This window comes from Pseudomonas palleroniana, assembly GCF_022836895.1.
GTDB classification, from domain to species: domain Bacteria; phylum Pseudomonadota; class Gammaproteobacteria; order Pseudomonadales; family Pseudomonadaceae; genus Aquipseudomonas; species Aquipseudomonas palleroniana.
Genome location: NZ_CP092411.1, coordinates 5013710 through 5040106, shown reverse-complemented (window position 1 = coordinate 5040106; position 26397 = coordinate 5013710). Strand labels below are relative to the sequence as shown.

Sequence of the window (26397 nt, the reverse complement as noted above, 5' to 3'; positions counted from 1 at the left end):
GGAGCGATTGACAATTGCTCGGAATTGAATGAAGGTGACGTACCCAAATCAAACGGGCGTATGAATTGAGCGTTTGTCTGTCAGACCGCTCATACAGAACCCCGACTATCGCATTGGCGGGTGTGCCTGGCGGATTGGAGTGAGCATTGACGCAACTATCAATGCCCAACCAGAGGCCAGCGTTCAATGTGTACTGTTCAGCTTCCATATCGTGGAGATCAGTTGATGATTTACGAAGGTAAAGCCATCACGGTTAAGGCTCTTGAAAGTGGCATCGTCGAACTGAAATTCGACCTCAAGGGTGAGTCCGTCAACAAGTTCAACCGTCTAACCCTGAACGAACTGCGTCAGGCCGTAGACGCCATCAAAGCAGATGCTTCGGTCAAGGGCGTGATCGTTTCCAGCGGCAAGGACGTGTTCATCGTCGGCGCTGACATCACCGAATTCGTCGACAACTTCAAGCTGCCCGATGCCGAGCTGGTGGCTGGCAACCTCGAAGCCAACAAGATTTTCAGCGATTTCGAAGACCTCAACGTGCCTACCGTTGCCGCGATCAATGGCATCGCGTTGGGCGGCGGCCTGGAAATGTGCCTGGCCGCAGACTTCCGCGTCATGTCGGCCACCGCCAAGATCGGCCTGCCTGAAGTCAAACTGGGCATTTACCCAGGTTTCGGCGGCACCGTGCGTCTGCCGCGCCTGATCGGTGCCGACAACGCCATCGAGTGGATCGCCGCGGGCAAGGAAAACAAGGCTGAAGACGCGCTGAAAGTCGGTGCCGTCGACGCCGTGGTTGCGCCGGGCAAGCTGGCCGAAGCCGCGCTGAACCTGATCAAGGGCGCCATCAGTGGCGAATTTGACTACAAGGCCAAGCGTCAGCCGAAGCTTGAAAAACTCAAGCTCAACGCCATCGAACAGATGATGTCGTTCGAAACCGCCAAAGGCTTCGTGGCTGGCCAGGCCGGCCCGAACTATCCTGCGCCGGTTGAAGCGATCAAGACGATCCAGAAAGCCGCGAATTTCGGTCGCGACAAAGCCCTGGAAGTGGAAGCGGCGGGCTTCGTCAAACTGGCGAAAACCTCGGCGGCCCAGAGCCTGATCGGCTTGTTCCTGAACGACCAGGAACTGAAGAAAAAGGCCAAGGCCTACGACGAGATCGCCAAGGACGTGAAACAGGCCGCCGTACTCGGCGCCGGTATCATGGGTGGCGGTATCGCCTATCAGTCGGCGTCCAAAGGCACGCCGATCCTGATGAAGGACATCAACGAGCACGGTATCGAGCAAGGCCTGGCGGAAGCCGCCAAGCTGCTGGTAGGCCGTGTGGACAAAGGCCGTATGACCGCCGCGAAGATGGCTGAAGTGCTTAACGGCATTCGTCCTACGCTGTCCTACGGTGATTTCGGCCACGTCGACCTGGTAGTCGAAGCCGTTGTCGAGAACCCGAAGGTCAAGCAAGCCGTGCTGGCTGAAGTGGAAGCCCAGGTCAAGGACGACACGATCCTGGCCTCGAACACTTCGACCATTTCCATCTCGCTGCTGGCCAAGGCCCTCAAGCGTCCGGAAAACTTTGTCGGCATGCACTTCTTCAACCCGGTGCACATGATGCCGCTGGTGGAAGTGATCCGTGGCGAGAAGTCCAGCGAGCTGGCCATTGCCACCACCGTTGCCTACGCCAAGAAAATGGGCAAGAACCCGATCGTGGTCAACGACTGCCCGGGCTTCCTGGTCAACCGCGTGCTGTTCCCGTACTTCGGTGGTTTCGCCAAGTTGGTCAGCGCCGGCGTGGACTTCGTGCGCATCGACAAGGTCATGGAAAAATTCGGCTGGCCGATGGGCCCGGCGTACCTGATGGACGTGGTCGGCATCGACACCGGCCACCACGGTCGCGATGTGATGGCTGAGGGCTTCCCGGACCGCATGAAGGACGACCGCCGCTCGGCGATCGACGCGCTGTACGAGGCCAAGCGCCTGGGCCAGAAGAACGGCAAGGGCTTCTATGCCTACGAGGCCGACAAGAAGGGCAAGCAGAAGAAAGTGGCCGACCCGTCGGTGCACGAAGTGCTGGCTCCGGTCATCTACGAACAGCGTGAGGTGTCGGACGAGGACATCATCAACTGGATGATGATCGCCCTGTGCCTGGAAACTGTGCGTTGCCTGGAAGATGGCATCGTTGAAACCGCCGCCGAAGCCGATATGGGCCTGGTGTACGGTATTGGTTTCCCTCCATTCCGTGGTGGTGCGCTGCGTTACATCGACTCGATCGGTGTGGCCGAGTTCGTTGCCCTGGCTGATCAATACGCTGATCTGGGCCCGCTGTACCACCCGACCGCGAAGCTGCGTGAAATGGCCAAGAACGGCCAGCGCTTCTTCGGTTAAGTGCCCAGACGACTAGAGCGAGAATATTTATGAGCTTGAATCCAAGAGACGTCGTGATCGTCGACTTCGGTCGTACTCCGATGGGCCGCTCCAAGGGCGGCATGCACCGCAACACCCGCGCCGAGGACATGTCGGCGCACCTGATCAGCAAGCTGCTGGAACGCAACGTCAAGGTCGACCCGAACGAAGTCGAGGACGTGATCTGGGGCTGCGTCAACCAGACCCTGGAGCAGGGCTGGAACATCGCACGCATGGCGTCGCTGATGACCCAGATCCCGCACACGGCTGCCGGCCAGACCGTCAGCCGCCTGTGCGGTTCGTCGATGAGCGCGCTGCACACTGCCGCCCAGGCGATCATGACCGGCAACGGTGATGTGTTCGTGGTCGGTGGCGTGGAGCACATGGGCCACGTCAGCATGATGCACGGTGTCGATCCTAACCCGCACATGTCGCTGTACGCGGCAAAAGCCTCGGGCATGATGGGCCTGACTGCGGAAATGCTCGGCAAAATGCACGGCATCACCCGTGAAGCCCAGGACGCGTTCGGCCTGCGTTCCCACCAGTTGGCCCACAAGGCGACCGTGGAAGGCAAGTTCAAGGATGAAATCATCCCGATGAACGGCTATGACGAGAACGGTTTCCTGAAACTGTTCGACTACGACGAAACCATTCGTCCGGATACCACCCTGGAAAGCCTGGCGGCCCTGAAGCCAGCCTTCAATCCAAAGGGCGGCACCGTGACAGCGGGTACTTCTTCGCAGATTACCGACGGTGCTTCGTGCATGATCGTGATGTCGGCGCAACGTGCCCAGGACCTGGGTATCCAGCCGCTGGCGGTGATCCGTTCGATGGCGGTGGCAGGTGTGGACCCGGCAATCATGGGCTATGGTCCAGTACCGGCCACACAAAAAGCCTTGAAGCGCGCGGGCCTGACCATCAACGACATCGACTTCTTCGAGCTCAATGAAGCTTTCGCCGCACAGGCCCTGCCGGTGCTGAAAGATTTGAAAGTGCTCGACAAGATGAATGAGAAGGTTAACCTGCACGGCGGTGCAATTGCCCTGGGCCACCCATTCGGTTGCTCCGGTGCACGTATCTCCGGCACTCTGCTTAACGTGATGAAGCAAAATGGCGGTAACCTTGGGGTTGCAACCATGTGCATTGGTCTCGGCCAAGGCATTTCCACCGTCTTCGAACGCGTCTAAGCGTTGAGTTGACGCAAGCCGGGGCCCAGTGCCCCGGTTTTTGTTTTTTGGCGGTTTTGTATTTTTTTTTTAACAAATTTTTGTAAGAGGGCCAGAGCATGAAAGTCGAACCGGGGCTCTACCAGCATTATAAAGGTCCGCAGTACCGCGTTTTTAATGTGGCGCGGCACTCCGAGACCGAAGAGGAAGTGGTGTTCTACCAAGCACTGTATGGCGATTACGGCTTTTGGGTGCGCCCGTTGAGCATGTTCCTGGAGACCGTTGAGGTTGACGGCGAGCAGGTCCCGCGCTTTGCTTTGGTCCAGGCCGAACCCAGTCTTTTTTCAGGGCAATAACGGCAGGCCGCGCAGAATGCTGCGCTTGACCTCACCTTGTTGCCACTATATATAGCGTTGCCGCGACAGGCGCCAACTGCCTTTCACTTCTCGAATTCAGGAATTTTCCGATCCATGGGCAAATCGCTGGTCATTGTGGAATCCCCGGCTAAGGCCAAGACCATCAACAAGTACTTGGGCAACGAGTACGTGGTGAAGTCGAGTATCGGCCATATCCGAGACCTGCCCACCAGCGGTTCGGCTAGCGCCAGCAAGGAGCCTGCCGCCAAGCGCGGCAAGGCGGCTGCGGGCGAAGGTCCGGTGCTCACCCCTAAAGAGAAAGCGCGCAAGCAACTGGTCTCGCGCATGGGTGTGGACCCGGATCATGGCTGGAAGGCCAAGTACGAAATCCTTCCGGGCAAGGAAAAGGTCATCGAAGAGCTGCGCCGGCTCGCCAAGGATGCCGACACCATCTATCTCGCAACGGACTTGGACCGCGAAGGGGAAGCCATTGCCTGGCACCTGCGGGAAGCCATCGGCGGTGACGACAGCCGCTACAAGCGTGTGGTGTTCAACGAAATCACCAAGAAAGCCATCCAGGAAGCCTTCTCCCAGCCGGGCGAGCTGGACATCGACCGGGTCAATGCGCAGCAGGCGCGGCGTTTCCTTGACCGCGTGGTGGGTTACATGGTCTCGCCACTGCTGTGGGCGAAGATCGCCCGTGGCCTGTCCGCTGGTCGTGTGCAATCGGTCGCGGTGAAACTGGTCGTGGAGCGTGAGCGCGAGATCCGTGCGTTCAACCCCGAAGAGTACTGGGAAGTCCACGCCGACCTGGGCACCGCCAAAGGCGCCAGTGTGCGCTTTGAAGTGGCCCGTGAGAAAGGCGAGGCGTTCAAGCCGCTGAACGAAGCCCAGGCCATGGCCGCGCTGGAAAAGCTCAAGGCTTCCAGCTACAGCATCGTCAAGCGTGAAGACAAACCGACCAGCAGCAAGCCGTCGGCTCCGTTCATCACCTCCACCCTGCAGCAGGCCGCGAGCAACCGCCTGGGCTTCGGTGTGAAGAAAACCATGATGATGGCCCAGCGTCTGTATGAGGCCGGCTACATCACGTATATGCGTACCGACTCCACCAACCTGTCGGTGGACGCGGTGGCAATGGCGCGTACCTATATTGAAAGCGAGTTCGGCAACAAGTACCTGCCGGAGAAGCCGAACGTCTACAGCAGCAAGGAAGGCGCCCAGGAGGCTCACGAAGCGATTCGTCCGTCCGACGCCAATACCACGCCCGCCAAGCTGAGCGGCATGGAGCGCGATGCTGAGCGCCTCTATGAGCTGATCTGGCGCCAGTTCCTGGCCTGCCAGATGCTGCCGGCGCAATACCTGTCCACCACGGTCACCGTGGCGGCTTCCGACTTCGAGCTGCGTGCCAAGGGCCGTATCCTCAAGTTCGACGGCTACACCCGTGTCATGCCGCAGATTGCCAAGCCTGGCGACGACGATGTGCTGCCGGACATGGCCCAGGGCGACAGCCTGAAGCTGATCAAGCTCGACCCGTCCCAGCACTTCACCAAGCCGCCGGCGCGTTATTCGGAAGCCAGCCTGGTAAAAGAGATGGAAAAACGGGGTATCGGTCGTCCTTCGACCTACGCCGCGATCATCTCCACCATCCAGGACCGCGGCTATGTGGCGCTGCATAACCGTCGCTTCTATTCGGAAAAAATGGGCGACATCGTCACCGAACGGTTGTCCGAGAGCTTCTCCAACCTGATGGACTACGGCTTCACTGCCGGCATGGAGGAGAACCTCGATGACGTGGCCCAGGGCGAGCGCGACTGGAAAAACGTCCTCGACGAGTTCTACGGCGACTTCAAGAAAAAACTCGAAGTGGCCGAAAGCCCTGAGAGCGGCATGCGTGCCAACCAGCCGGTGATGACCGACATCCCGTGCCAAACCTGCGGGCGGCCGATGCAGATTCGTACGGCCTCTACCGGCGTTTTCCTCGGTTGCTCGGGCTACAGCCTGCCGCCAAAAGAACGCTGCAAGGCGACGGTCAACCTGGTGCCGGGCGATGAAATTGCCGCCGATGATGAGGGCGAATCCGAGTCGCTGGTCCTGCGTGGCAAGCACCGCTGCCCGATCTGCAGCACGGCGATGGACGCTTACCTGCTGGATGAGAAGCACAAGCTGCACATCTGCGGTAACAACCCCGATTGCAATGGCTACGAGATTGAAGAAGGCACCTACCGCATCAAGGGCTACGAAGGCCCGAGCCTGGAATGCGATAAGTGCGGCAGTGAGATGCAGCTCAAGACTGGCCGTTTCGGCAAGTTCTTCGGTTGCACCAACCCGACCTGCAAGAACACCCGCAAGCTGCTGAAGAGCGGCGATGCGGCGCCGCCGAAGATGGACCCGGTGAAGATGCCTGAGCTCAAGTGCGAGAAGGTCAACGACACCTACATCCTGCGTGACGGGGCTTCGGGCCTGTTCCTGGCGGCCAGCCAGTTCCCGAAAAACCGCGAGACCCGCGCGCCGCTGGTGCTGGAGATCGTGCCGCACAAGGATGAAATCGATCCGAAGTACCACTTCCTGTGTGAAGCACCGAAGAAAGATCCGGACGGTCGCCCGGCCGTGATCCGCTACAGCCGCAAGACCAAGGAGCAGTACGTGCAGACCGAGGTGGACGGCAAGCCTACCGGCTGGAAAGCGTTCTACGACGGCGGCAAGTGGAAGGTGGAGGACAAGCGTCAGGGCGCTTGATCCACTGATCCGTGAAAGACAAAGGCCGCCTGCATGGGCGGCCTTTTTTGTGTTGAGCTCGCGAAAATCGTTAACGATAACGCGGGAAGCCAGGTACATAATGGCTTCCTCAGGTTTTTGCGAGCAAGCCCGCTCCAAACGTAGCCGGCATCACGTTCTATTCGTTGTGGAGACTGCCTTTATGGCCAACGAACTCTATACCCGTACCAACCAGAAAATTTACTTCGCGGGTTTGTCCCTGGATGCCCTTGGCCGCGCCGAGGAAGGGAAAGAGATGAACGCCATCGCGCTGGTACAGGCGGGGCGTGAGGCCGCACTGTTTCATCTGTACGGCGCCTTGCTGGGGCTGTGCCATGAAATTGCCGGGTTCTATCGCCTGCCCCAGGCCGGCTCACCTCGTGCAGAGATGATCATGAGCCCGCAAGTACTGGAAGCCATGGCCATCCCAGAGCTGGCGGAATTGGTAGAAATGGCTCAAAACCCTGACAGTTGGGTCGCCCGCCTGCTCAAGGCTCATGCTGATATGTTCCAGCCGCCACGGGTTCGCCACGTGCCCAAGGGCGATGTGACCCAGCCGCTGATTGTGGCGGTTGCCCTGGAAGATGATGAACCCAAGCCATTGAGCCGCGAAGAGCTGGAAAGCTGGCGCCAGGAGCTGAAAAAGATGGCCTTGCGGTTTCGGGAAGGGTTGAACGAGTGCTGAGGCACCCCTATTGTTCGGGTGCACAGCACAAAGCACCGTTCATCAAGCTGTAAAGAAACCTCTTCAGAACCTCTGCGGGGCTGGGTGGATGACTGATATAATCCTGGCCTTTCGTGGAGAACACATTTTTATGCCAACGTCCTTTCTGGAAATTGTCGAGTTGCCTGACGGTCGAATCGAGCTGCGCCGCGCTGAGGACGAGGGTTCTCTGGTTATTCTGGATTTTTCCGAGGACGCAAAAGCGTTCCTGCAAGGCCAGCACGTGGAAGTGGCTAAAGCCATGTTGAGCGTGGGCGTACAGATGGCTGGTCGTCTGGCGGAAGGCGAGCCAGAGAAGGAAGATGGGCCACGCGTGCTTCACTGATTCCTTCCTGTGGGCGCGGTTTTTGTAGTGAGCGGGCTTGCCCCGCGCTGGGCTGCGAAGCAGCCCCAAAACCAGGTGTCGCTTAGTTACTGATGTAGTGCGTTGGTCGATTTAAGATCGCTTGGTTTCTGATGTATCGCGTTGTTCAATTTGGGGCCGCTTCGCAGCCCAGCGCGGGGCAAGCCCGCTCACTACAGCCCCCGCATTGAATGCAGCATCCCGCTTTTACCCTAATCGAATATTCAAGCTTTGCGCGTCGCCTTCACGTGCGGCATTGATCAACTGTTGCTTTGCGCTAGCGTTCAGCGGGTTCAACCAGCTGACGACTGTATGGCTACGGCCCAGTCGCAAGGCTTCACAGGTCAATTGTTGCGCACTTTGCGTACCGCGCGGTTGCAACAGCAGGATGCGTTCGCGGTTGAGGCCGGCGTCCCGCAGCCAGGCCTGGGTCAGGCTGGCGGGCGGGGCGATCAGCGTCAGCCAGCGCGCGTCTTTCTCCTCGCTTAATTCGCGAAGGATCGGCGCCAGCAGGTTCAGGCAGCTCTCGGCAGCACCGCGCAACGACAGCTCGCTGAACGCCTCAGGTTCGGCGCTCCAAGGCGCTTCGACTGCTTCCTTGAGGATTGGCACAAGAGGTTGGGCCATGAAGGCCTCGAACAGCGACAGTTGAGTGTGCTGTGGGGTGTGCACGAGCTGCATGGTGCCTCCTTTAGCGGCGAATGACGCCGACGCTCAGGCCTTCGATCACCAGGTCCTGATCTTTCAGGTTGACTTCGATCGGGGCGAACTCAGGGTTTTCGGCTATAAGCCAGACCTTGCTGCCTTCGCGCTTGAAGCGTTTGACGGTCACTTCATCGCCAATACGGGCAACGACGATCTGGCCATTACGGGCTTCGCGGGTGGTGTGAACGGCCAGCAGGTCTCCGTCGAAAATACCCACATCCTTCATGCTCATGCCTTGGACCCGTAACAGGTAATCGGCGCGCGGATGGAAGAAGGTCGGGTTGATGTTGCAGGACTCCTCGACGTGCTGTTGCGCCAGGATCGGCGCGCCAGCAGCGACGCGGCCGATAATGGGCAGCGTCGACTCATCGGCCTTGGCTTCGAAGCCAGGGATGCGGATACCGCGTGAAGCGCCTGGGGTCATCTCGATCGCGCCTTTGCGAGCGAGGGCCTTGAGATGTTCTTCGGCGGCGTTGGGAGACTTGAATCCCAGTTCCAGCGCAATTTCCGCTCGGGTCGGCGGGTAGCCGTTGTCATCGAGGCAGCGCTTGATAAAAGCCAGAATCTCAGCTTGGCGTGGCGTCAGTTTTAGCATGTTGATCGCTCTGTCTTTTTATACAGTGACTGGGATTATATACAGTGGACTGCGCTTGGCAATCATCCTTTTCGAGCGCTCCGCTGGACGGTCATTTGTCGGTACGCCTGCAGGGCAGCGACAGCGCTGCCTATAGAGCCGCCAGGATGTGATTAAATAGCGCTGAAACAGGTGACTGCCCGGCCGGAAAATGGACCGCACGCTTGACAAGACATACTCTGAAACGTATGTTTCAAACAAGTGTTTGTCAGGCGGAGTAGCCATGGCCCAGTCGGAAACCGTTGAACGCATTCTCGATGCTGCCGAGCAGTTGTTCGCGGAAAAAGGATTTGCTGAAACCTCATTGCGTCTGATCACCAGCAAGGCTGGGGTCAACCTCGCGGCAGTGAATTACCATTTCGGCTCGAAAAAAGCCCTGATCCAGGCGGTATTCTCGCGCTTCCTGGGGCCGTTCTGCGCCAGCCTCGACCGTGAACTGGAGCGTCGCCAGACCAAGCCGGAAAACAAGCCAAGCCTGGAAGACCTGCTGGAAATCCTGGTTGAACAGGCGCTGGTGGTGCAACCGCGCAGCGGCAACGACCTGTCGATCTTCATGCGCCTGTTGGGCCTGGCGTTCAGCCAGAGTCAGGGCCACCTGCGGCGTTATCTTGAAGATATGTACGGCAAGGTATTTCGCCGCTACATGTTGTTGGTCAATGAGGCCGCCCCACGTATTCCGCCGATCGAATTGTTCTGGCGTGTGCACTTCATGCTCGGTGCCGCCGCGTTCAGCATGTCCGGGATCAAGGCATTGCGCGCCATTGCCGAGACCGATTTCGGCGTCAACACGTCCATTGAGCAGGTGATGCGCCTGATGGTGCCATTTCTCGCCGCCGGCATGCGTGCCGAAACCGGTGTGACCGATCAAGCCATGGCCGCCGCCCAATTGCGTCCACGCAGCAAATCGACACCGGCCGTCGCCAAAGCATGACCGTGCCGGGTGTGCGTGGCTGCTGGCATCCGCTAAGCTAGCCACCATGCCGATTTCAGCTATTGACTCGCAACCCGTTGCTTTCACTCAGCGCCCAGGATGAAGGGGGCTGCGTGAGGGCAACGGGTTGTGTGCGTTATTTAAGGAAGGTTTATGACTGCTGCCCTGCAAGGTTCTTTGATGGTCGACGTTGCCGGTACCTGGCTGACGGCCGAGGATCGTCACCTGTTGCGTCAGCCGGAAGTGGGGGGGCTGATCATTTTTGCACGCAATATCGAGCATCCGCGCCAGGTCCGCGAGCTGAGCGCGGCCATCCGTGCGGTGCGCCCGGACTTGCTGCTGGCGGTTGACCAGGAGGGCGGGCGCGTGCAGCGCCTGCGCCAAGGCTTCGTGCGTTTGCCGGCGATGCGCGCCCTGGCGGATAACCCCAACGCCGAATACCTGGCCGAGCAGTGTGGCTGGATCATGGCAACCGAGGTGCTGGCTGTGGGCCTTGACCTGAGCTTTGCCCCGGTACTGGATCTGGATTACCAGCGCAGCGCCGTGGTCGGCACGCGCTCCTTCGAGGCTGACCCCGAACGCGCCGCTGTGCTCGCCGGGGCTTTTATCCGGGGCATGAACAGCGCCGGCATGGCCGCTACCGGTAAACACTTCCCGGGGCACGGTTGGGCTGAGGCTGATTCCCACGTTGCTATTCCGAATGACGAACGCAGCCTGGAACAGATTCGTAACAATGATCTGGTGCCTTTCGCACGCCTGAGCAAGCAGTTGGCGGCAGTGATGCCTGCGCACGTGATTTATCCGCAAGTGGATTCCCAGCCCGCCGGTTTCTCGCGCCGCTGGTTGCAGGACATCCTGCGCGGCGAATTGCAGTTCGACGGGGTCATCTTCAGCGATGACCTGTCCATGGCCGGGGCGCACGTGGTGGGCGACGCTGCGAGCCGTATTGAAGCGGCGCTGACAGCGGGTTGCGACATGGGGTTGGTGTGTAACGATCGTGCCGCCGCCGAGCTTGCACTCAGCGCGGCACAGCGTATGAAGGTCAAGCCATCGGCCCGCATTGCACGCATGCGTGGCCAGGCGATTGCATCGACGGACTACAAGCAGGACCCGCGTTGGTTGGTGGCGCTCACTGCGTTGCGCGAGGCTCAGTTGATCGACTGAACACTGCGTCGCGGCCATCGGGAGCAAGCCCCCCTCCCACACTTGACCGCGTTTCATCTGAAGAAACGCGATCAGTGTGGGGAGGGGGCTTGCTCCCGATGACGGTCTGACCGTCAGCGCTTTTCCTGTTTGTTGGGCAACGGTGCAAACAACGCCTCGATATCCTCGTTGCCCAATTGCCAATCCCCGGTCGTGCGACCATCCAGCACGCCTGCCGCCAAGTCGGACTTCTCCTTCTGCAGGTGCTGGATTTTCTCCTCCACCGTGCCTCGGGCAATCATCTTGTACACGAACACCGGCTTCTCTTGCCCGATGCGATAGGCGCGATCGGTGGCCTGGTTTTCCGTGGCCGGGTTCCACCATGGGTCGTAATGGATCACAGTGTCGGCTTCGGTCAGGTTCAAGCCTACGCCACCGGCCTTCAGGCTGATCAGAAAAATCTGCAGTTTGCCGCTCTGGAAATCCTTCACCGGTGTACGCCGATCCCGGGTCTGGCCGGTCAACAAGGCATAGGCGATGCCACGGTTTTTCAGCTCGGTCTCGATCAAGCTGAGCATCGAGGTGAACTGGGAAAACAGCAGGATTCGCCGCCCCTCTTCAAACAGCTCCTCGAGCATCTCCATCAGGCTGTCGAGCTTGCCGGAGCTGCTGCCCCGTACGGGAAAGGTCGCGTCGTTGACCAGGCGCAGGTCGCAGCACACCTGGCGCAGCTTGAGCAGTGCTTCAAGAATGATGATCTGGCTGCGGGCCACCCCCTTGCGGGTGATCTCGTCGCGCACCTTCTTGTCCATGGCCAGGCGCATGGTCTCGTACACATCGCGCTGGGCCTCATTGAGATCGACCCAGTGGATGATCTCGGTCTTGGGTGGCAACTCGGTTGCCACCTGCTCCTTGGTGCGGCGCAGCAGGAACGGTTTGATCCGACCATTGAGATGCTGCAATCGCACATCACTGGCGCGCTTTTCGATGGGCACGCGGTAGTCGCGGTTGAAGCTTTTGACATCGCCCAGCCAGCCCGGCAGCAGGAAGTGGAACAACGACCACAGCTCGCCCAGGTGGTTTTCCAGTGGCGTACCACTCAGGCACAGGCGCTGCCGTGCATTCAGTTCGCGCGCCGCCTGGGCCGCCTTGCTGTTGGGGTTCTTGATGTATTGAGCTTCGTCGAGGATCAGCACATGCAAGGGCAGGGCGGCGAGCCGTTCTATGTCCTTGGGCAGCAACGCATAGGTGGTCAGCAGCAGGTCATACTCCTGCAGGTTCGGGAAATGTTTCTTGCGTCCCGCACCGTACAGCGCCAATACCCTGAGTTGCGGTGTGAAGTGCGCCGCCTCATCCAACCAGTTGGGAATCAGGCTGGTGGGCATCACCACCATGCACGGCCGGTCCAGGCGTCCGGCGGTTTTTTCACTGAGAATATGCGCCAGGGTTTGCAAGGTTTTACCCAGGCCCATGTCATCTGCAAGAATCCCACCGACGTCCAATTGGCGCAGCGACTGCATCCAACTCAAGCCTTCCAGCTGATACGGGCGCAAGGTAGCGTTCAGCCCCTCGGGCGCTATGCAGGTGAAATCCTTGATGTCGCGCAGGCGTTGGGCAAAGTTGCGGATTTTCTCGCCACCTTCCCATTGCAGTGGCAGGTCTTCCAGTGGGTTCAGGCGAATCGCGTCGGCCTTGGCCAGGCGCAGTGTGGTGGTGCCGGGATCTTGCAGATAAAACTCGCCAAGGGTGGCCAGTACCGGTTTCAACCGGCCATAGGGCAGCGCTACTTGCAGCGGCCCATGACCATTGGGCAGCCCCGGGATATTCACCAGGATCAGCTCGTCATCGCGGCGCCGTGCGAGTTTTTCCGGGTTGAGAATTTCGGTGTGGGAGCGCATCAGGTTCAACAGGATCGGCAGCAGGCTCAGGCGCTCACCGTTGACGATAATCCCCAACTCCAGGTCGAACCAGTCGCGCTCCGGCCCTTCATCGACCGTGGCGTACCAATCATCGACGGCGCTCAGGTCGAAGCCGAAATCTTCATCGATCTGCAGCTCCCAGCCGTCGCTGCGCAAGGTGGGCGATGCATTGAGGGTGAAGTTCAGCCAGGCGCTGTCATTGACCATTTCGAACAGTTCGCCGGCGCTTTCCGGCAGGGCTTTGCTCTGCCGCGTGGCGATCTTGAAGCCCAGCAGGCGCAGTTGTTCGCGATAGCGCTGTTCCAGCTCGGGATGTCGCTTGATACGCAGGCTCTGGGATTCCTGGCGCACGATGATGTCTGCGTTTTTCTGCCCGCTGACATAGTTGCCCAAATAATTGAACGACAACGCCGCACGGTGCTGGATATAGCGCTGCATCTTGCCGTTGCGCGGCTCGAACGCACTGAATTCGGCACTGGCCAGCCATAAGCGCGGCACGGGCGGCACATCTTCCATCACCACTTGCGGCAACACCACGCGGTTATCCAGTACGGCCTGGAGCTTTTCCAGCAGCTCGGCGTCCTGGGCGGCGGCCGGGTAAGCCAGGGTTTCCTGAACCTTGAGCAATACCGCCGCGATGTGTTTGCAGTTGGTGTGCACCGGGCAGGTACAGCGGCTGTCCACCAGAATCAGTGTGCCCTTGGCCGATTCGCGCAGTGAGATGGTCTGCCGGTAAACGTTGCTGCCGGAGCCTTCACAACTGGCGATGATGGTGCTGTCGCCGGACTCGACGATGCGCACGCGATTTTCCAGTGCATAACGCCGCCCGCGCTCCAAGCTCTGCTCTTTAAAGCGGTTGGCCCACGAAGGGGCCAGTGGTTTGGTCAATGACGACGTCAGGGGCATGGCGCTGGATCAGTCCTGAATGTCGGGCGGTGGTGCGCTGGGTGGCTTGGCGGTCAGCGAAGTGATCTTGATCAGCAGCGCCAGATGGCCGCCATCCAGGTAGTTGAGCTGGTTGTTCTTGGTGCGCACGTCTTTCTGGGCCAGGTGCTCGCTGGCGATCACGCTGCCATTGCTGTCGAACTGGTTGATCCAGAAGTCGGCGTCGATATCGGTGAAACGGCCCAATTGCAGGTTCAGCACGCCTTCGATAGGGAACTGGCCGAATTGCTCCTGGCCGTCGGTGATCGCGACTTTCACCGGTTGATCGCCAAGGTTCTGCTCCCAGGCTTTGTGCGCCAGCACGGTGTAGCTGTTGTCCGCATTGAGTTTGTCGACGATGTTGTTCAGGCGCGGCGGGCTGATTTTATCACTGCCCAAGTGAACGGCACCGGCATCCCAGTTTTCCGGTGCGGCGCGGCTGTTGATCACCGGCTCCGCGTTCTGGCGTACCAGGATCATTTCCACCTGATACGGGCTGTCGGCAAAGGCCGCCGGTGCGAGTACCACCAACAGCAGGCTTAGGGTGCGGAGCAGGCGCATGGGGGCGTCCTTCAAGCGGATTTCGGGATGAGGCGCTCAAACAGCGCCTCCAGGGTATTAAAGCGTTCTTCGGCGCGTTCCATCGGGACCATGAATTTGAACAGCGTAGCCCCTTCGAACTTGTAACGGTTGGGCTGCCCCTGGATCAGCTTGATCAGCACCAAGGGGTCAACCGGCGTTTGCGCTGCAAATTCGATGCGCCCACCTTGAGGCCCGGCGTCGACCTTCTTGATCCCCAACTGCTCGGCCTGCAATTTGAGCAAGGTCAGGCGCACCAGGTTCTTGGTCGGTTCAGGCAACAGGCCGAAGCGGTCGATCATTTCCACCTGCAGGTCCTTGAGACCTTCTTCATCGGTGGCCGAGGCAATGCGCTTGTACAGGATCAATCGTGCATGCACATCCGGCAGATAATCCTCGGGGATCAGCGCCGGCAAGCGCAGGTTGATTTCCGGACCGCCACCCAAGGGTTGGTCGAGGTTCGGTTGCTCGCCCTTGCGAATGGCCTTCACGGCGCGTTCCAGCATTTCCATATACAGGGTGAAGCCCACCGCCTGGATCTGTCCGCTTTGGCCGTCGCCCAGCAATTCGCCGGCACCGCGGATTTCCAGGTCGTTGGTGGCCAGTACAAAACCGGCCCCCAGGTCCTGGGTGTTGGCGATCGCTTCCAGGCGCTTTTCGGCATCCCCGGTAATCTGCTGGCGTGGAGGCGTCAGCAGGTAGGCGTAGGCTTGGTGGTGGCTGCGCCCGACGCGGCCACGCAACTGGTGCAATTGGGCCAGGCCGAACTTGTCGGCGCGCTCGATGATGATGGTGTTGGCGCTCGGCACGTCGATGCCGGTCTCGATAATGGTCGAGGCGATAAGTACGTTGAAGCGCTTGTGATAGAAGTCGCTCATCACCTGTTCGAGTTCACGTTCGCGCATCTGGCCGTGGCCGATGGCAATACGGGCTTCCGGCACCAGTTCGGCGAGGTCGGCGGCGCATTTCTCGATGGTTTTCACATCGTTGTGCAGGTAATAAACCTGCCCGCCGCGCAGCAATTCGCGCAGCAGCGCTTCCTTGACCGTGCTTTTGTTCTGCTCCATGACGAAGGTGCGCACCGACAAGCGGCGCGCCGGCGGCGTGGCGATGATCGACAGGTCGCGCATGCCCGACACCGCCATGTTCAGCGTGCGCGGAATCGGCGTGGCGGTAAGGGTCAGGATGTCGACTTCGCTGCGCAGGGCCTTGAGCTGTTCCTTCTGGCGCACCCCAAAGCGGTGTTCTTCGTCGATGATCACCAGGCCCAGGTTCTTGATCTTCACATCGTCCGACAGCAGCTTGTGGGTGCCGATCACGATGTCGATCTTGCCTTCGGCGAGATCGGCGACGGCGGCACTCACTTCCTTGGCCGACTTGAAGCGGCTCATCACTTCCACGGTCACCGGCCAGTCGGCAAAGCGGTCGCGAAAGCTGTTGTAGTGCTGCTGGGCGAGCAGGGTGGTCGGCACCAGAATCGCCACTTGCTTGCCCGCGTGTACGGCAATGAACGCTGCGCGCATGGCCACTTCGGTCTTGCCGAAGCCCACGTCGCCGCACACCAGGCGGTCCATCGGTTTGGGCGCGAGCATGTCGGCGCGCACGGCTTCAATGGTGGTTTGCTGGTCCGGGGTTTCTTCGAAGGCGAAGCCGGCGCTGAAGGTGGCGTAGTCGGCTTTCGGGTCGGCGAACGCATAACCTTCGCGGGCGGCGCGGCGGGCGTAGATGTCGAGCAACTCGGCGGCCACATCGCGCACCTGTTCGGCGGCTTTGCGCTTGGCTTTCTGCCAGGTCTCGGAACCCAGGCGATGCAGCGGCGCCAGGGCGTCGTCGCTGCCGGTGTAGCGGGCGATCAGGTGCAGGTTGGCCACGGGCACGTAGAGCTTGGCGCCCTCGGCGTATTCCATGGTGAGGAATTCGGCGGCCTGGTTATCAATCTCCAGGGTCTGCAGGCCCAGATAGCGACCTACGCCATGGTCGATATGCACCACCGGTGCGCCTTCGCGCAGCTCGGTGAGGTTCTTGATGACGGCATCGTTGTTGGCGTCGGCACGTTTTTCTCGGCGGCGGCGCTGCATCACGCGTTGGCCGAACAGCGGGCTTTCGGCGATCAGCGCCAGGGCCGGGTCATTCAACAACAGGCCCTCGTCCAACGGCGCGATGGTGATCGCCAGGCGATCTTTGCCCGCAACGAAGTCCGGCCAGTTGTCGACGGTTTTCGGGCGCAGCTTCAAGCGTTCCAGCAGCTCCAGCAGCACTTCGCGGCGACCGGCGGATTCGGCGGTAAACAACACGCGGCCGGGGAAATCGCCGAGGAAATTCGACAGCGCTTCCAACGGCTGATTGGCCTTGGCTTCAATCGCCAGGTCCGGCAGCGTTTGCGCGGGGAAGCGCTCGCGGCCGCTGCCGGCTTCCACGTCTTGCTGGCTGGCAACCACGCGCGGCCAGCTTTTCAGGCGCGCGAAGCAGTCTTCCACCGGCAGGAACAATTCGGCGGGCGGCAATAAAGGACGCGACGGATCGACGCGACGCTCTTCATAGCGGTTATGCACATCGTTCCAGAAATTTTCCGCCGCTTGTTCGATACCCGGTAGCGAGAACACCTGGGTGTCCTGGGGCAGGTAATCGAACAGGGTGGAGGTTTCGTCGAAGAACAGTGGCAGGTAGTACTCGATCCCGGCCGGCGTAATCCCACTGCTCAAGTCCTGAAAGATCGGGCAGCGGCGGAAGTCCACGTCGAAGCGCTCGCGAAAGCGCGCCTTGAAGCGGGTCACTGCATCCTTTTGCAGGGGGAATTCCCGCGCCGGCAGCAGCTTGACCGAATCGACCTTGTCGATGGAGCGTTGGTTTTCCGGGTCGAAGGTGCGCAGGGTCTCGATTTCGTCATCGAACAGGTCGATGCGATACGGCAGTTTGCTGCCCATGGGGAACAGGTCGATCAGTGCCCCGCGCACGGCGAACTCGCCGTGTTCGTACACCGTGTCGACGCAGCGGTAGCCGCTGGCTTCCAGGCGCGTGCGCATCTGGTCCACGTCGAGTTTCTGGCCGACATCCAGCACCAGGCTGCTACCGAGCAGGAACTTGGTCGGCGCCAGGCGGTGCAGCGCCGTGGTGATCGGCACCACCAGTACACCGTGGGCCAGCTCCGGCAAGCGATACAGGCTGGCGATGCGCTGGGAAATGATGTCCTGGTGCGGCGAGAACAGGTCGTAGGGCAGGGTTTCCCAGTCGGGGAAATGCAGCACCGGCAAATCGGGGGCGAAGAAGCTCAGCTCCTGCTCCAGCCGTTCGGCACTTTGGCTGTCGGCGGTGAGCAGCAGGGTAAAGCGCTTGGCTGCGCTGGCAGCCTCGGCAATGGCCAGGCTCAGGGCGGCACCGGGCAGGTTGCCCCAGTGCTGTTTACCTGCCGCGGCAGGGAGAAGCGGTAGACGCAGAACGGGCACGGAAGGTTGAGCTCCAAGCGTTGCGACAAAGTCGGTAATTGTAACGGCCCAAGGTGCCGCCTGTCAGTTGCTGACTGTGCCTAATGCGGTTTGTAGGAAATGTAGTGGCTAAGACAAACAAAGCTGCGTTTTGACTCAATATGTAGTGCCAAACGGTGCATGGTTTTCGGAGGGTTACGGACAAGTCGCCTGGGTCGCCTATCCGGCGGCCTTCTGGAAGCCGCGTATTTACTGGGCTGCAGCGGGGTGTCGGTTTTTGGCAAGCACTTTTTGTTGGCTTTGGCGCATTGCTCCGAGGGCGGTCGGGCGTCATAATGTAGCCCCTTTTTTCTGCCCCTACATGTGGAAGGTTCCCGTGACTCAGAAGCCCGACCAGTGTCTTGGTGAATGGATCGACCGTGAAGCACTCGCAGAAGCGATGATTCCGCTTATCGGCCAGCTGTACCGCAATAACAATGTGGTGAGCTCGATCTATGGCCGCAGCCTGATCAACCAGTCTGTCATTGCGATTCTCAAAGCCCACCGCTTTGCACGCCATCGCTCCGCCGACGACAGCGAACTCTCCGTCCACGAAACATTCCCGCTGCTCAAGGCCATGAGCGAGCTCAAGCTCGGCGCGGCCTCGGTAGACCTGGGCAAGTTGGCCTATAAATTCCGCAACGAAGGCAATGGCCGCAGCGCCGAGCAGTTCGTGCGTGAAGAAATGGCCGAGGTGATTGGCCAGCAAAACGCCGCTGCCCGTAAAGGCACCGACGTTGTCCTGTACGGCTTCGGTCGTATCGGCCGCCTGCTGGCGCGTATCCTGATCGAGAAAACCGGTGGTGGCGATGGCCTGCGCCTGCGTGCCATCGTTGTGCGCAAAGGCGCAGAGAACGATCTGACCAAGCGCGCAAGCCTGCTGCGTCGCGACTCGGTACACGGCCCGTTCAATGGCACCATCGTCATCGACGAAGAAAACAACACCATCACCGCCAACGGTAACCTGATCCAGGTGATCTACGCGAAGAACCCGTCCGAGGTGGATTACACCCAGTACGGTATCAAGGACGCCCTGCTGGTGGACAACACCGGCGTATGGCGTGATGCCGACGGCCTGGGCCAGCACCTGGCCTGCCCGGGTATCGACCGCGTTGTGTTGACCGCGCCTGGCAAGGGCAAGCTGAAGAACATCGTTCACGGCATCAACCACGGCGAAATCACCGCTGACGACAAGATCGTGTCCGCCGCTTCCTGCACCACCAACGCCATCGTGCCGGTGCTGAAGGCTGTGAATGACAAGTTCGGCATCGTCAATGGCCACGTCGAAACCGTTCACTCGTACACCAACGACCAGAACCTGATCGACAACTTCCACAAAGGCGATCGCCGTGGTCGTAGCGCCGCGTTGAACATGGTGATCACCGAGACCGGTGCCGCCACCGCTGCTGCCAAGGCATTGCCTGAGCTGGCCGGCAAGCTGACCGGTAACGCGATCCGCGTTCCAACGCCAAACGTGTCGATGGCCATTCTCAACCTGAACCTCGAGAAAGCCGCCACCCGTGAAGAAATGAACGAGTACCTGCGTTATATGGCGCTGCACTCCGATCTGCATAAGCAGATCGACTTCGTCAATTCGCAGGAAGTGGTATCCACCGACTTCGTTGGCTCGCGCCACGCCGGTGTGGTGGATGCCGAGGCGACCATCACCCAGGACAACCGCGTTGTCCTGTACGTGTGGTACGACAACGAGTTCGGCTACAGCTGCCAGGTGGTTCGCGTGATGGAAGACATGGCTGGGGTCAACCCGCCTGCGTTCCCGCGCTAAGCATCAGCCGTAATGAAAACGCCCCGACATGTCGGGGCGTTTTTTTGTCTGCGGTTCAGTGTTCAGCGAACGATGGCGGCCTCGGCAGTGCGCAGCGCATGCCGGTTGCCCTTGAACAGGACCAGGGTCGCAATCAACCCCAGCACGGCCGCGCCACTGAGCCAGATCCCGGGTGCCGCCTTGTTGTCCAGTACGTGGATCAGGTAGGTACAGGCCGCAGGGGTAAAACCGCCGAACGTTGCGGTCGCCAGGCTGTAGGCCAGGGAGAAACCTGTGGTACGCACCTCGACCGGCATGATCTCGGTGAGCGCCACTACCATCGCACCGTTGTACGAACCGTACAGGAACGACAGCCACAACAGCACGATCAGTAGATGGCTGAAGCTTGGGTTGGCCACCAGCCACGACAGGGCCGGATACGCCGTGAGGATCGCCAGAATCGTCGCCCCCATCAGCAGGGGTTTACGCCCGATCTTGTCGGACACAGCGCCCATTACCGGCAGCCAGATGAAGTTGGAAATCCCCACGCACACGGTCACCAGCAGGGCATCGAAGTCCGACAAGTGCAACTCCGCCTTGCCGAAGGTCGGTGTGTAGGCCGTGATCAGGTAGAACGACACGGTGGTCATCACCACCAATGCCATGCCGGCGATGACGATGCCGAAGTTCTGGCCGATCGAGCGGACGATTTCCTGCAGGGTAGGGCGGTGTTTACGGGCCTGGAATTCAGGGGTTTCCTCCAGGGAGCGGCGAATCACAAAGATCACCGGCACGATCAGGCAACCGATCAGGAACGGCACGCGCCAGCCCCAGTCACCCATTTCTTCGGGGCTGAGCCAATGGTTCAGGCCCACGCCGAGCAGGCCGGCGAATACCACCGCGGCCTGTTGGCTGGCGGACTGCCAACTGACGAAAAAGCCCTTGCGGCCCGGTGTGGCGATTTCCGCCAGGTATACCGAAACGCCACCCAGCTCCACGCCGGCGGAGAAGCCTTGCAGCAGGCGGCCAAGCAGTACGATCAGTGGCGCCGCGACACCCAGGGTGGCATACCCCGGCACGCAGGCAATCAGGATGGTGCCGGCGGCCATCAGCGCCAGGGTGATCACCAGGCCTTTTTTACGGCCGTGACGGTCAATGTAGGCGCCGAGGAAGATCGCACCCAGCGGGCGCATGAGGAAGCCGGCACCGAACGTCGCCAGGGACAGCATCAGGGACGCGAAGGCGCTGTCGGTGGGGAAGAAGGTCTTGGCAATGGCCGTGGCGTAGAAGCCGTAGACCATGAAGTCGAACATTTCGAGGAAGTTACCGCTGACAACGCGAAAGATCGCTTTGCCTTTGCCCGTTGACGTGGACATGTCATGCACTCATTTTGGCTATCTTATTGGTGATCCCTGGTCGCTGGTCATCCTTGCTGCAAAGTCGCTACGCGAGGCTTCACTGAACAGTTTTGTAACCATATGTGTATTAGCCATGCCAGGCAATAAAAACCGATAGTCAAGTGACTGGTTGTCGCAGTTATTGCAATTTCCTGGATCTGTCGTTAAGTCAATACTGGCCTATGACGCGACCAAGGGTTAATGTGCGCGGCGTTGAGCCTTATATAGACTGTGCCCCGGTTCACACACTTGAGCCGAATTGTCCTTCATGACCGCTGGCCGCGGCATGATTTAGCCAGGCGTCCAACCGTGCGCCTGGCCTGTTCTGAGGAGTACGCATGGCTGTCTACAACTACGACGTGGTGGTACTGGGTTCCGGCCCGGCTGGAGAAGGTGCGGCGATGAACGCTGCGAAGGCAGGGCGCAAGGTGGCGATGGTCGATAGCCGTCGCCAGGTCGGCGGTAACTGCACCCACCTGGGCACCATCCCGTCCAAGGCTTTGCGTCACTCGGTGCGCCAGATCATGCAGTTCAACACCAACCCGATGTTCCGGGCCATTGGTGAGCCGCGCTGGTTCTCGTTCCCGGACGTGTTGAAAAGTGCCGAGAAAGTCATCGCCAAGCAGGTGGCGTCGCGCACCGGTTACTACGCCCGTAACCGTGTCGACCTGTTCTTCGGCACCGGCAGTTTCGCCGACGAGCAAACCGTTGAAGTGGTGTGCTCCAATGGTGTGGTCGAGAAGCTGGTGGCCAAGCACATCATCATCGCCACTGGTTCGCGCCCGTATCGCCCGGCCGATATCGATTTCAACCACGCCCGTATCTACGATAGCGACACCATCCTCAGCCTGGGCCACACCCCGCGCAAACTGATCATCTACGGCGCCGGCGTGATCGGCTGTGAATACGCCTCGATCTTCAGCGGCCTGGGCGTGTTGGTGGAATTGGTGGACAACCGCGACCAGTTGCTGAGCTTCCTCGACTCGGAAATTTCCCAGGCGTTGAGCTACCACTTCAGCAACAACAACATCACCGTGCGCCATAACGAAGAGTATGAGCGGGTCGAAGGTCTGGACAATGGTGTGATCCTGCACCTCAAGTCCGGCAAGAAGATCAAGGCCGACGCCTTGTTGTGGTGCAACGGCCGTACCGGCAACACCGACAAGCTGGGCATGGAAAACATCGGGGTCAAGGTCAACAGCCGTGGCCAGATCGAGGTGGACGAGAATTACCGCACCTGCGTGCCGAACATCTACGGCGCGGGTGACGTGATCGGTTGGCCAAGCCTGGCCAGTGCGGCGCACGACCAAGGCCGTTCGGCGGCGGGCAGCATCGTCGACAATGGCAGCTGGCGCTATGTGAACGACGTGCCGACCGGGATCTACACCATTCCGGAGATCAGCTCGATCGGCAAGAACGAGCACGAACTGACCAAGGCCAAGGTGCCTTATGAAGTGGGCAAGGCGTTCTTCAAGAGCATGGCGCGTGCGCAGATCGCCGGCGAGCCGCAAGGCATGCTGAAGATCCTGTTCCATCGCGAAACCCTGGAAGTCCTCGGCGTGCATTGCTTCGGCTACCAGGCTTCGGAGATCGTGCATATCGGCCAGGCCATCATGAACCAGCCGGGTGAGCAAAATACCCTCAAGTATTTCGTCAACACCACCTTCAACTACCCGACCATGGCCGAAGCCTATCGGGTAGCGGCCTACGACGGCCTCAACCGGCTTTTTTGAGCGGCTCCGGCCGGTGGCCTGAGCCGGCCGGGGAGACCGATTTCAGTAATTCTCGAGAGTGGCAGTGGCCAAACCGGGAAAGTCTGTAATCAGGCTATCTACGCCGAAGTCGGCGAGCCTGCGCATCAGCGCAGGTTCGTTGACTGTCCACACGGACACGTGCAGGCCCTGACGCTGGGCTTTTTCCAGACGCTCAGGGGTGCACAACGTCCAGTTCAACGCCAGGATCTCACAGCCATAGTTCTGCGCGATCTTCAGCGGGTCGAGCCAGGCATATTCGGCGACCAGGCCGCGTGACAGGTCCGGGGTCAGTTCCAGCGCCGCCTTCAACACTTCCCGCGAGCTCGAGGTCACGGTGACCTTGTCCATCAGGCCGAAGCGTACGGCCATTTCCCGAATCGCCAGCACGGTGGTGGCGGCGCGGGTGCGTGAAGCGCTTTTGACTTCCAGTTGCCAGTGATCGAAGTCGCACTGTTCGAACAGTTCTTCCAGGCGGGGAATCGGGCACGGCTTGACCCAGCCCGGGCCGCCTTTGCGTGCGTCCATCTTCACAAGGTCGGCCGCCGAATACTCGACGACTTTGCCGCGCCGGTCGGTGGTGCGCTTGAGGGTCGGGTCGTGGATGACCATCAACTCGCCGTCCATGGACAGGTGCAGGTCCAGTTCGCAACGGCGTACACCGTGCTTGAGGCACTCCTGAAAGCTGGTCAGGGTGTTTTCCGGTGCTTCGCCTTTGGCACCGCGATGGCCGTAGATCAGGGTCACAATTGCTCCTTAATGCCAGGTCTGCTGGCCGGGTAAAGATGAATCAGGTGTCTGGGGCGTCGCTCTTTTCCCGCGCCAAGCGGCGTTCCTGTGCTTGTTTCTGCAGGATGTAGCGCGCCAGCAATTGGCGTTGGGCATCGGTCATGGCTTCGAATTCAGTGCCCACGTCAAAACCACCACCCTCGAGGTCGCAATGGGTTACCCGCGCACGCAGCAGCAGGCCAAGGGCCTGGGGCATGAGCACCAGCTTGACGGCGAGGTGAGCGCCGGTGGCCAGCGGGGTGGGGTGTTGGAAATCGATGCCCCCTTCGGAAATGATCACCGGCTGCGGTGCGCCGACCTCATCGAGCAGGCCACGGGCCATGATCTGGCTGAGCAGGTCCAGGCGTTTGTTCTGCACGCGCAGGAACGCGGCGAGGGTACGATCCTTCTCGCTGAGCTGGCGTAACAGGTGTTGGGCTTCGAATTCACTGAGGTGCAGCTCGCTGAGCAGATTGAACAGCGGCGAATCATCCTGCAACACTTCCTTGCTCGCGGCTTCGGGGGCGGACAGGCATTTGATTTGGAGTGCGATCATGTCGTCGATACGGTAGTATTCGCGGCGCTCTTCTTCATCTAATGTCGACATGGCGAACCCCAGGTAACGGTAATGGTCAGAGTGTAAAGCTGCTTACCAGACCCCGCCACCGGGACGTCTTCTTTTCCTCCGAACAAGCCCCGACATGTTCAGACCTCTCTTCGTATTCATTGGCACGCGTTATACCCGTGCAAAGCGCCGCAATCATTTTGTGTCGTTCATCTCCTTGACCTCGATGATCGGGCTCGCCTTGGGCGTGGTCGTGATGATCGTGGTGCTGTCGGTCATGAACGGCTTCGACCATGAGATGCGCACCCGCGTGCTGGGCATGGTGCCCCACGCGACCATCGAGGCCGATTCGCCCATCAGCGACTGGCAAAGCCTGGCCGACAAGGTCAAGCAGAACCCCAAGGTAGTGGCCGTGGCGCCCTTTACCCAGATGCAGGGGTTGCTGACCAACGACGGCAAGGTGCAGAAGATCCTGCTCAATGCCATCGACCCGGCCGAGGAACGCAAGGTCTCGATCATCGATAAGTTCATGCTGCAAGGCAAACTCGACGACCTGGCGCCCGGCAACTTCGGTATCGTGATCGGCGACAAGGCCGCGGCCAAGCTCGGTGTGGGGGTAGGCGACAAGCTGACCTTCGTCGCGCCGGAAGTCACCGTGACCCCGGCCGGCATGTTCCCGCGCATGAAGCGCTTCACTGTGGTCGGCACCTTCCACGTGGGCGCCGGCGAAATCGACGGCTACCTCGGCCTGACCAACCTCACCGACCTGGCCCGCCTGCACCGTTGGCAGCCGGATCAGGTGCAGGGGCTGCGGCTGAAGTTCAACGACTTGTTCGATGCCCCGCGCGCGTCGTGGGAAATCGCCCAGCACTTGGGCGACAGCCAGTACTACGCACGCGACTGGACCCGCACCCACGGCAACCTCTACCAGGCCATCCGCATGGAAAAAGCCATGATCGGCCTGCTGTTGCTGCTGATCGTCGCCGTGGCGGCGTTCAACATCATTTCCACGCTGGTGATGGTGGTGAATGACAAGAAGGGTGACATCGCGATCCTGCGTACCCTCGGCGCCACGCCGGGGCAGATCATGGCGATCTTCATGGTGCAGGGCACCGTGATCGGCGTGGTCGGCACGTTGATCGGCACCGCTGTCGGCATTCTCGCCGCGCTGAATGTCAGCGCCGCCATTGCTGCGCTGGAAAAAGTCATCGGCCACAAGTTCCTCAACGCCGACGTCTACTTCATCGATTACCTGCCGTCCCAGGTTCAGGCCCAGGACGTGTTGATGGTCGGCGGTGCCGCGTTGGTCTTGAGTTTCCTTGCCACCCTGTATCCAGCCTGGCGCGCGGCACGTACCCAGCCAGCACAGGCCTTACGTTATGAGTGAATCGGGCATGAGTGAAAAAGCAATCCTGAGCTGCCGCAACCTGGGCAAATCCTACGAGGAAGGCCCGGAGTCGGTGGTGGTGCTGTCCAACCTGCAACTGGAACTTCATCCTGGCGAGCGCGTGGCGATCGTCGGCAGTTCCGGTTCCGGCAAAAGTACCTTGCTCAACCTGTTGGGCGGCCTGGATACGCCGTCGGCGGGCAGCGTCTGGCTGGCCGGTGAAGAATTGTCGGCCCTGGGCGAGAAGGCCCGCGGCCAACTGCGCAACCGTTCGCTCGGTTTTGTGTACCAGTTCCACCACCTGTTGCCGGAATTCACCGCCCTGGAAAACGTGTGCATGCCGCTGCTGATCGGCAAGACCGCCATCCCGGAAGCGCGCCAGCGCGCAAAGGCGCTGCTGGAGCGTGTCGGCCTGGGGCATCGCCTGGAGCACAAACCGGCCGAGCTGTCCGGCGGTGAACGCCAGCGCGTGGCGATTGCTCGTGCCCTGGTCAACAACCCCGGGCTGGTGATGCTGGATGAGCCCACCGGCAACCTCGATACCCACACGGCCCAGGGCATCAAGGACTTGATGCTGGAACTGAGTACCCAGATGCGCACCGCGTTCCTGGTGGTCACCCATGACATGAGCATGGCCCGCCAGATGGATCGCGTGTTGCACTTGCAGGAAGGTCATCTGGTCGCCATCTGACCCGTTTCAAGCCCGGCGCCGGACGTCGGGTTTTCCATTTTTT

The 26397-nt window shown here is 60.3% G+C and carries 20 protein-coding genes; 12 read left to right on the top strand and 8 right to left on the bottom strand.

Translation table 11 applies throughout. From position 1 onward, the window contains the following. The first annotated feature begins 225 nt into the window (after positions 1-225). The 6 genes from fadB to MJP36_RS22505 all read left to right on the top strand — a co-directional run bounded on the left by fadB (position 226) and on the right by MJP36_RS22505 (position 7716). On the top strand, positions 226-2373 hold the full coding sequence (gene fadB / locus MJP36_RS22530; protein WP_060753143.1) for a fatty acid oxidation complex subunit alpha FadB: 2148 nt from the start codon (positions 226-228) through the stop codon (positions 2371-2373). Positions 2374-2402: 29 nt separating this feature from the next. After that, positions 2403-3578, top strand: coding sequence for an acetyl-CoA C-acyltransferase FadA (fadA, locus tag MJP36_RS22525; RefSeq protein ID WP_016975260.1), 1176 nt, complete (start codon positions 2403-2405; stop codon positions 3576-3578). 98 nt (positions 3579-3676) lie between these two features. Then, positions 3677-3913: a DUF1653 domain-containing protein gene (locus tag MJP36_RS22520; protein ID WP_021490990.1), complete on the top strand. Its 237-nt coding sequence runs from the start codon at positions 3677-3679 to the stop codon at positions 3911-3913. 114 nt (positions 3914-4027) lie between these two features. Then, positions 4028-6649, top strand: coding sequence for a type I DNA topoisomerase (topA, locus tag MJP36_RS22515; RefSeq protein WP_060753144.1), 2622 nt, complete (start codon positions 4028-4030; stop codon positions 6647-6649). 181 nt (positions 6650-6830) lie between these two features. Continuing rightward, positions 6831-7352 (top strand): DUF6586 family protein, encoded by a 522-nt coding sequence (locus MJP36_RS22510; protein WP_060753145.1) that lies wholly within the window; start codon positions 6831-6833, stop codon positions 7350-7352. A gap of 130 nt (positions 7353-7482) precedes the next feature. Next, entirely contained in the window at positions 7483-7716 is a 234-nt protein-coding gene (locus MJP36_RS22505; RefSeq protein WP_017254451.1) for a hypothetical protein, read from the top strand. 225 nt (positions 7717-7941) lie between these two features. On the opposite strand, the gene sulA is transcribed toward MJP36_RS22505, so the two are convergent. Beyond that, positions 7942-8415, bottom strand: a complete 474-nt coding sequence (gene sulA, locus MJP36_RS22500) for an SOS-induced cell division inhibitor SulA (RefSeq protein WP_090366160.1) — start codon at positions 8413-8415, stop codon at positions 7942-7944. Positions 8416-8425: 10 nt separating this feature from the next. Then, positions 8426-9034 (bottom strand): transcriptional repressor LexA, encoded by a 609-nt coding sequence (gene lexA, locus MJP36_RS22495; RefSeq protein WP_060753147.1) that lies wholly within the window; start codon positions 9032-9034, stop codon positions 8426-8428. A 262-nt stretch (positions 9035-9296) separates the two neighbouring features. On the opposite strand from lexA, the gene MJP36_RS22490 reads away from it, so the two are divergent. Then, a complete protein-coding gene (locus MJP36_RS22490) occupies positions 9297-10004 on the top strand; it encodes a TetR/AcrR family transcriptional regulator (protein WP_053255043.1) in 708 nt (235 codons plus the stop codon). A 153-nt stretch (positions 10005-10157) separates the two neighbouring features. Beyond that, positions 10158-11168 (top strand): beta-N-acetylhexosaminidase, encoded by a 1011-nt coding sequence (nagZ, locus tag MJP36_RS22485; protein ID WP_060753148.1) that lies wholly within the window; start codon positions 10158-10160, stop codon positions 11166-11168. 113 nt (positions 11169-11281) lie between these two features. Here the strand turns inward: nagZ and MJP36_RS22480 are convergent, their stop codons facing one another. Genes MJP36_RS22480 through mfd form a run of 3 tightly spaced genes read right to left on the bottom strand, consistent with a single transcriptional unit; the run spans position 11282 to position 18012 of the window. Further along, complete coding sequence (locus MJP36_RS22480; RefSeq protein ID WP_161548745.1) at positions 11282-13972, bottom strand: DEAD/DEAH box helicase; 2691 nt, start codon at positions 13970-13972, stop codon at positions 11282-11284. Positions 13973-13981: 9 nt separating this feature from the next. Further along, complete coding sequence (locus MJP36_RS22475; protein ID WP_060753150.1) at positions 13982-14551, bottom strand: CsiV family protein; 570 nt, start codon at positions 14549-14551, stop codon at positions 13982-13984. Positions 14552-14562: 11 nt separating this feature from the next. Beyond that, positions 14563-18012, bottom strand: coding sequence for a transcription-repair coupling factor (gene mfd / locus MJP36_RS22470; protein WP_244384033.1), 3450 nt, complete (start codon positions 18010-18012; stop codon positions 14563-14565). A 340-nt stretch (positions 18013-18352) separates the two neighbouring features. On the opposite strand from mfd, the gene MJP36_RS22465 reads away from it, so the two are divergent. Next, positions 18353-19816, top strand: a complete 1464-nt coding sequence (locus MJP36_RS22465) for a glyceraldehyde-3-phosphate dehydrogenase (protein WP_060753152.1) — start codon at positions 18353-18355, stop codon at positions 19814-19816. 62 nt (positions 19817-19878) lie between these two features. Here the strand turns inward: MJP36_RS22465 and tcuC are convergent, their stop codons facing one another. Then, positions 19879-21171, bottom strand: a complete 1293-nt coding sequence (tcuC, locus tag MJP36_RS22460) for an MFS transporter (protein WP_060753153.1) — start codon at positions 21169-21171, stop codon at positions 19879-19881. A gap of 359 nt (positions 21172-21530) precedes the next feature. On the opposite strand from tcuC, the gene sthA reads away from it, so the two are divergent. After that, a complete protein-coding gene (sthA, locus tag MJP36_RS22455; RefSeq protein ID WP_060753154.1) occupies positions 21531-22925 on the top strand; it encodes a Si-specific NAD(P)(+) transhydrogenase in 1395 nt (464 codons plus the stop codon). A gap of 42 nt (positions 22926-22967) precedes the next feature. Here the strand turns inward: sthA and MJP36_RS22450 are convergent, their stop codons facing one another. Continuing rightward, on the bottom strand, positions 22968-23690 hold the full coding sequence (locus MJP36_RS22450; RefSeq protein ID WP_060753155.1) for a glycerophosphodiester phosphodiesterase: 723 nt from the start codon (positions 23688-23690) through the stop codon (positions 22968-22970). A gap of 43 nt (positions 23691-23733) precedes the next feature. After that, entirely contained in the window at positions 23734-24318 is a 585-nt protein-coding gene (locus MJP36_RS22445; RefSeq protein ID WP_244384032.1) for a PilZ domain-containing protein, read from the bottom strand. Positions 24319-24412: 94 nt separating this feature from the next. On the opposite strand from MJP36_RS22445, the gene MJP36_RS22440 reads away from it, so the two are divergent. Beyond that, on the top strand, positions 24413-25663 hold the full coding sequence (locus MJP36_RS22440; RefSeq protein WP_244384031.1) for a lipoprotein-releasing ABC transporter permease subunit: 1251 nt from the start codon (positions 24413-24415) through the stop codon (positions 25661-25663). A 7-nt stretch (positions 25664-25670) separates the two neighbouring features. Beyond that, the gene (gene lolD / locus MJP36_RS22435) at positions 25671-26354 is read left to right on the top strand and encodes a lipoprotein-releasing ABC transporter ATP-binding protein LolD (protein WP_162843511.1); all 684 of its coding nucleotides are present in this window, start codon (positions 25671-25673) and stop codon (positions 26352-26354) included. The last annotated feature ends 43 nt before the right edge of the window (positions 26355-26397 follow it).

Coding starts and splice junctions, on each gene's coding strand:
- fadB (WP_060753143.1), top strand. CDS start 226: ATGATTTACGAAGGTAAAGCCATCACGGTTAAGGCTCTTGAAAGTGGC.
- fadA (WP_016975260.1), top strand. CDS start 2,403: ATGAGCTTGAATCCAAGAGACGTCGTGATCGTCGACTTCGGTCGTACT.
- MJP36_RS22520 (WP_021490990.1), top strand. CDS start 3,677: ATGAAAGTCGAACCGGGGCTCTACCAGCATTATAAAGGTCCGCAGTAC.
- topA (WP_060753144.1), top strand. CDS start 4,028: ATGGGCAAATCGCTGGTCATTGTGGAATCCCCGGCTAAGGCCAAGACC.
- MJP36_RS22510 (WP_060753145.1), top strand. CDS start 6,831: ATGGCCAACGAACTCTATACCCGTACCAACCAGAAAATTTACTTCGCG.
- MJP36_RS22505 (WP_017254451.1), top strand. CDS start 7,483: ATGCCAACGTCCTTTCTGGAAATTGTCGAGTTGCCTGACGGTCGAATC.
- sulA (WP_090366160.1), bottom strand. CDS start 8,415: ATGCAGCTCGTGCACACCCCACAGCACACTCAACTGTCGCTGTTCGAG.
- lexA (WP_060753147.1), bottom strand. CDS start 9,034: ATGCTAAAACTGACGCCACGCCAAGCTGAGATTCTGGCTTTTATCAAG.
- MJP36_RS22490 (WP_053255043.1), top strand. CDS start 9,297: ATGGCCCAGTCGGAAACCGTTGAACGCATTCTCGATGCTGCCGAGCAG.
- nagZ (WP_060753148.1), top strand. CDS start 10,158: ATGACTGCTGCCCTGCAAGGTTCTTTGATGGTCGACGTTGCCGGTACC.
- MJP36_RS22480 (WP_161548745.1), bottom strand. CDS start 13,972: ATGCCCCTGACGTCGTCATTGACCAAACCACTGGCCCCTTCGTGGGCC.
- MJP36_RS22475 (WP_060753150.1), bottom strand. CDS start 14,551: ATGCGCCTGCTCCGCACCCTAAGCCTGCTGTTGGTGGTACTCGCACCG.
- MJP36_RS22465 (WP_060753152.1), top strand. CDS start 18,353: ATGTGGAAGGTTCCCGTGACTCAGAAGCCCGACCAGTGTCTTGGTGAA.
- tcuC (WP_060753153.1), bottom strand. CDS start 21,171: ATGTCCACGTCAACGGGCAAAGGCAAAGCGATCTTTCGCGTTGTCAGC.
- sthA (WP_060753154.1), top strand. CDS start 21,531: ATGGCTGTCTACAACTACGACGTGGTGGTACTGGGTTCCGGCCCGGCT.
- MJP36_RS22445 (WP_244384032.1), bottom strand. CDS start 24,318: ATGTCGACATTAGATGAAGAAGAGCGCCGCGAATACTACCGTATCGAC.
- MJP36_RS22440 (WP_244384031.1), top strand. CDS start 24,413: ATGTTCAGACCTCTCTTCGTATTCATTGGCACGCGTTATACCCGTGCA.
- lolD (WP_162843511.1), top strand. CDS start 25,671: ATGAGTGAAAAAGCAATCCTGAGCTGCCGCAACCTGGGCAAATCCTAC.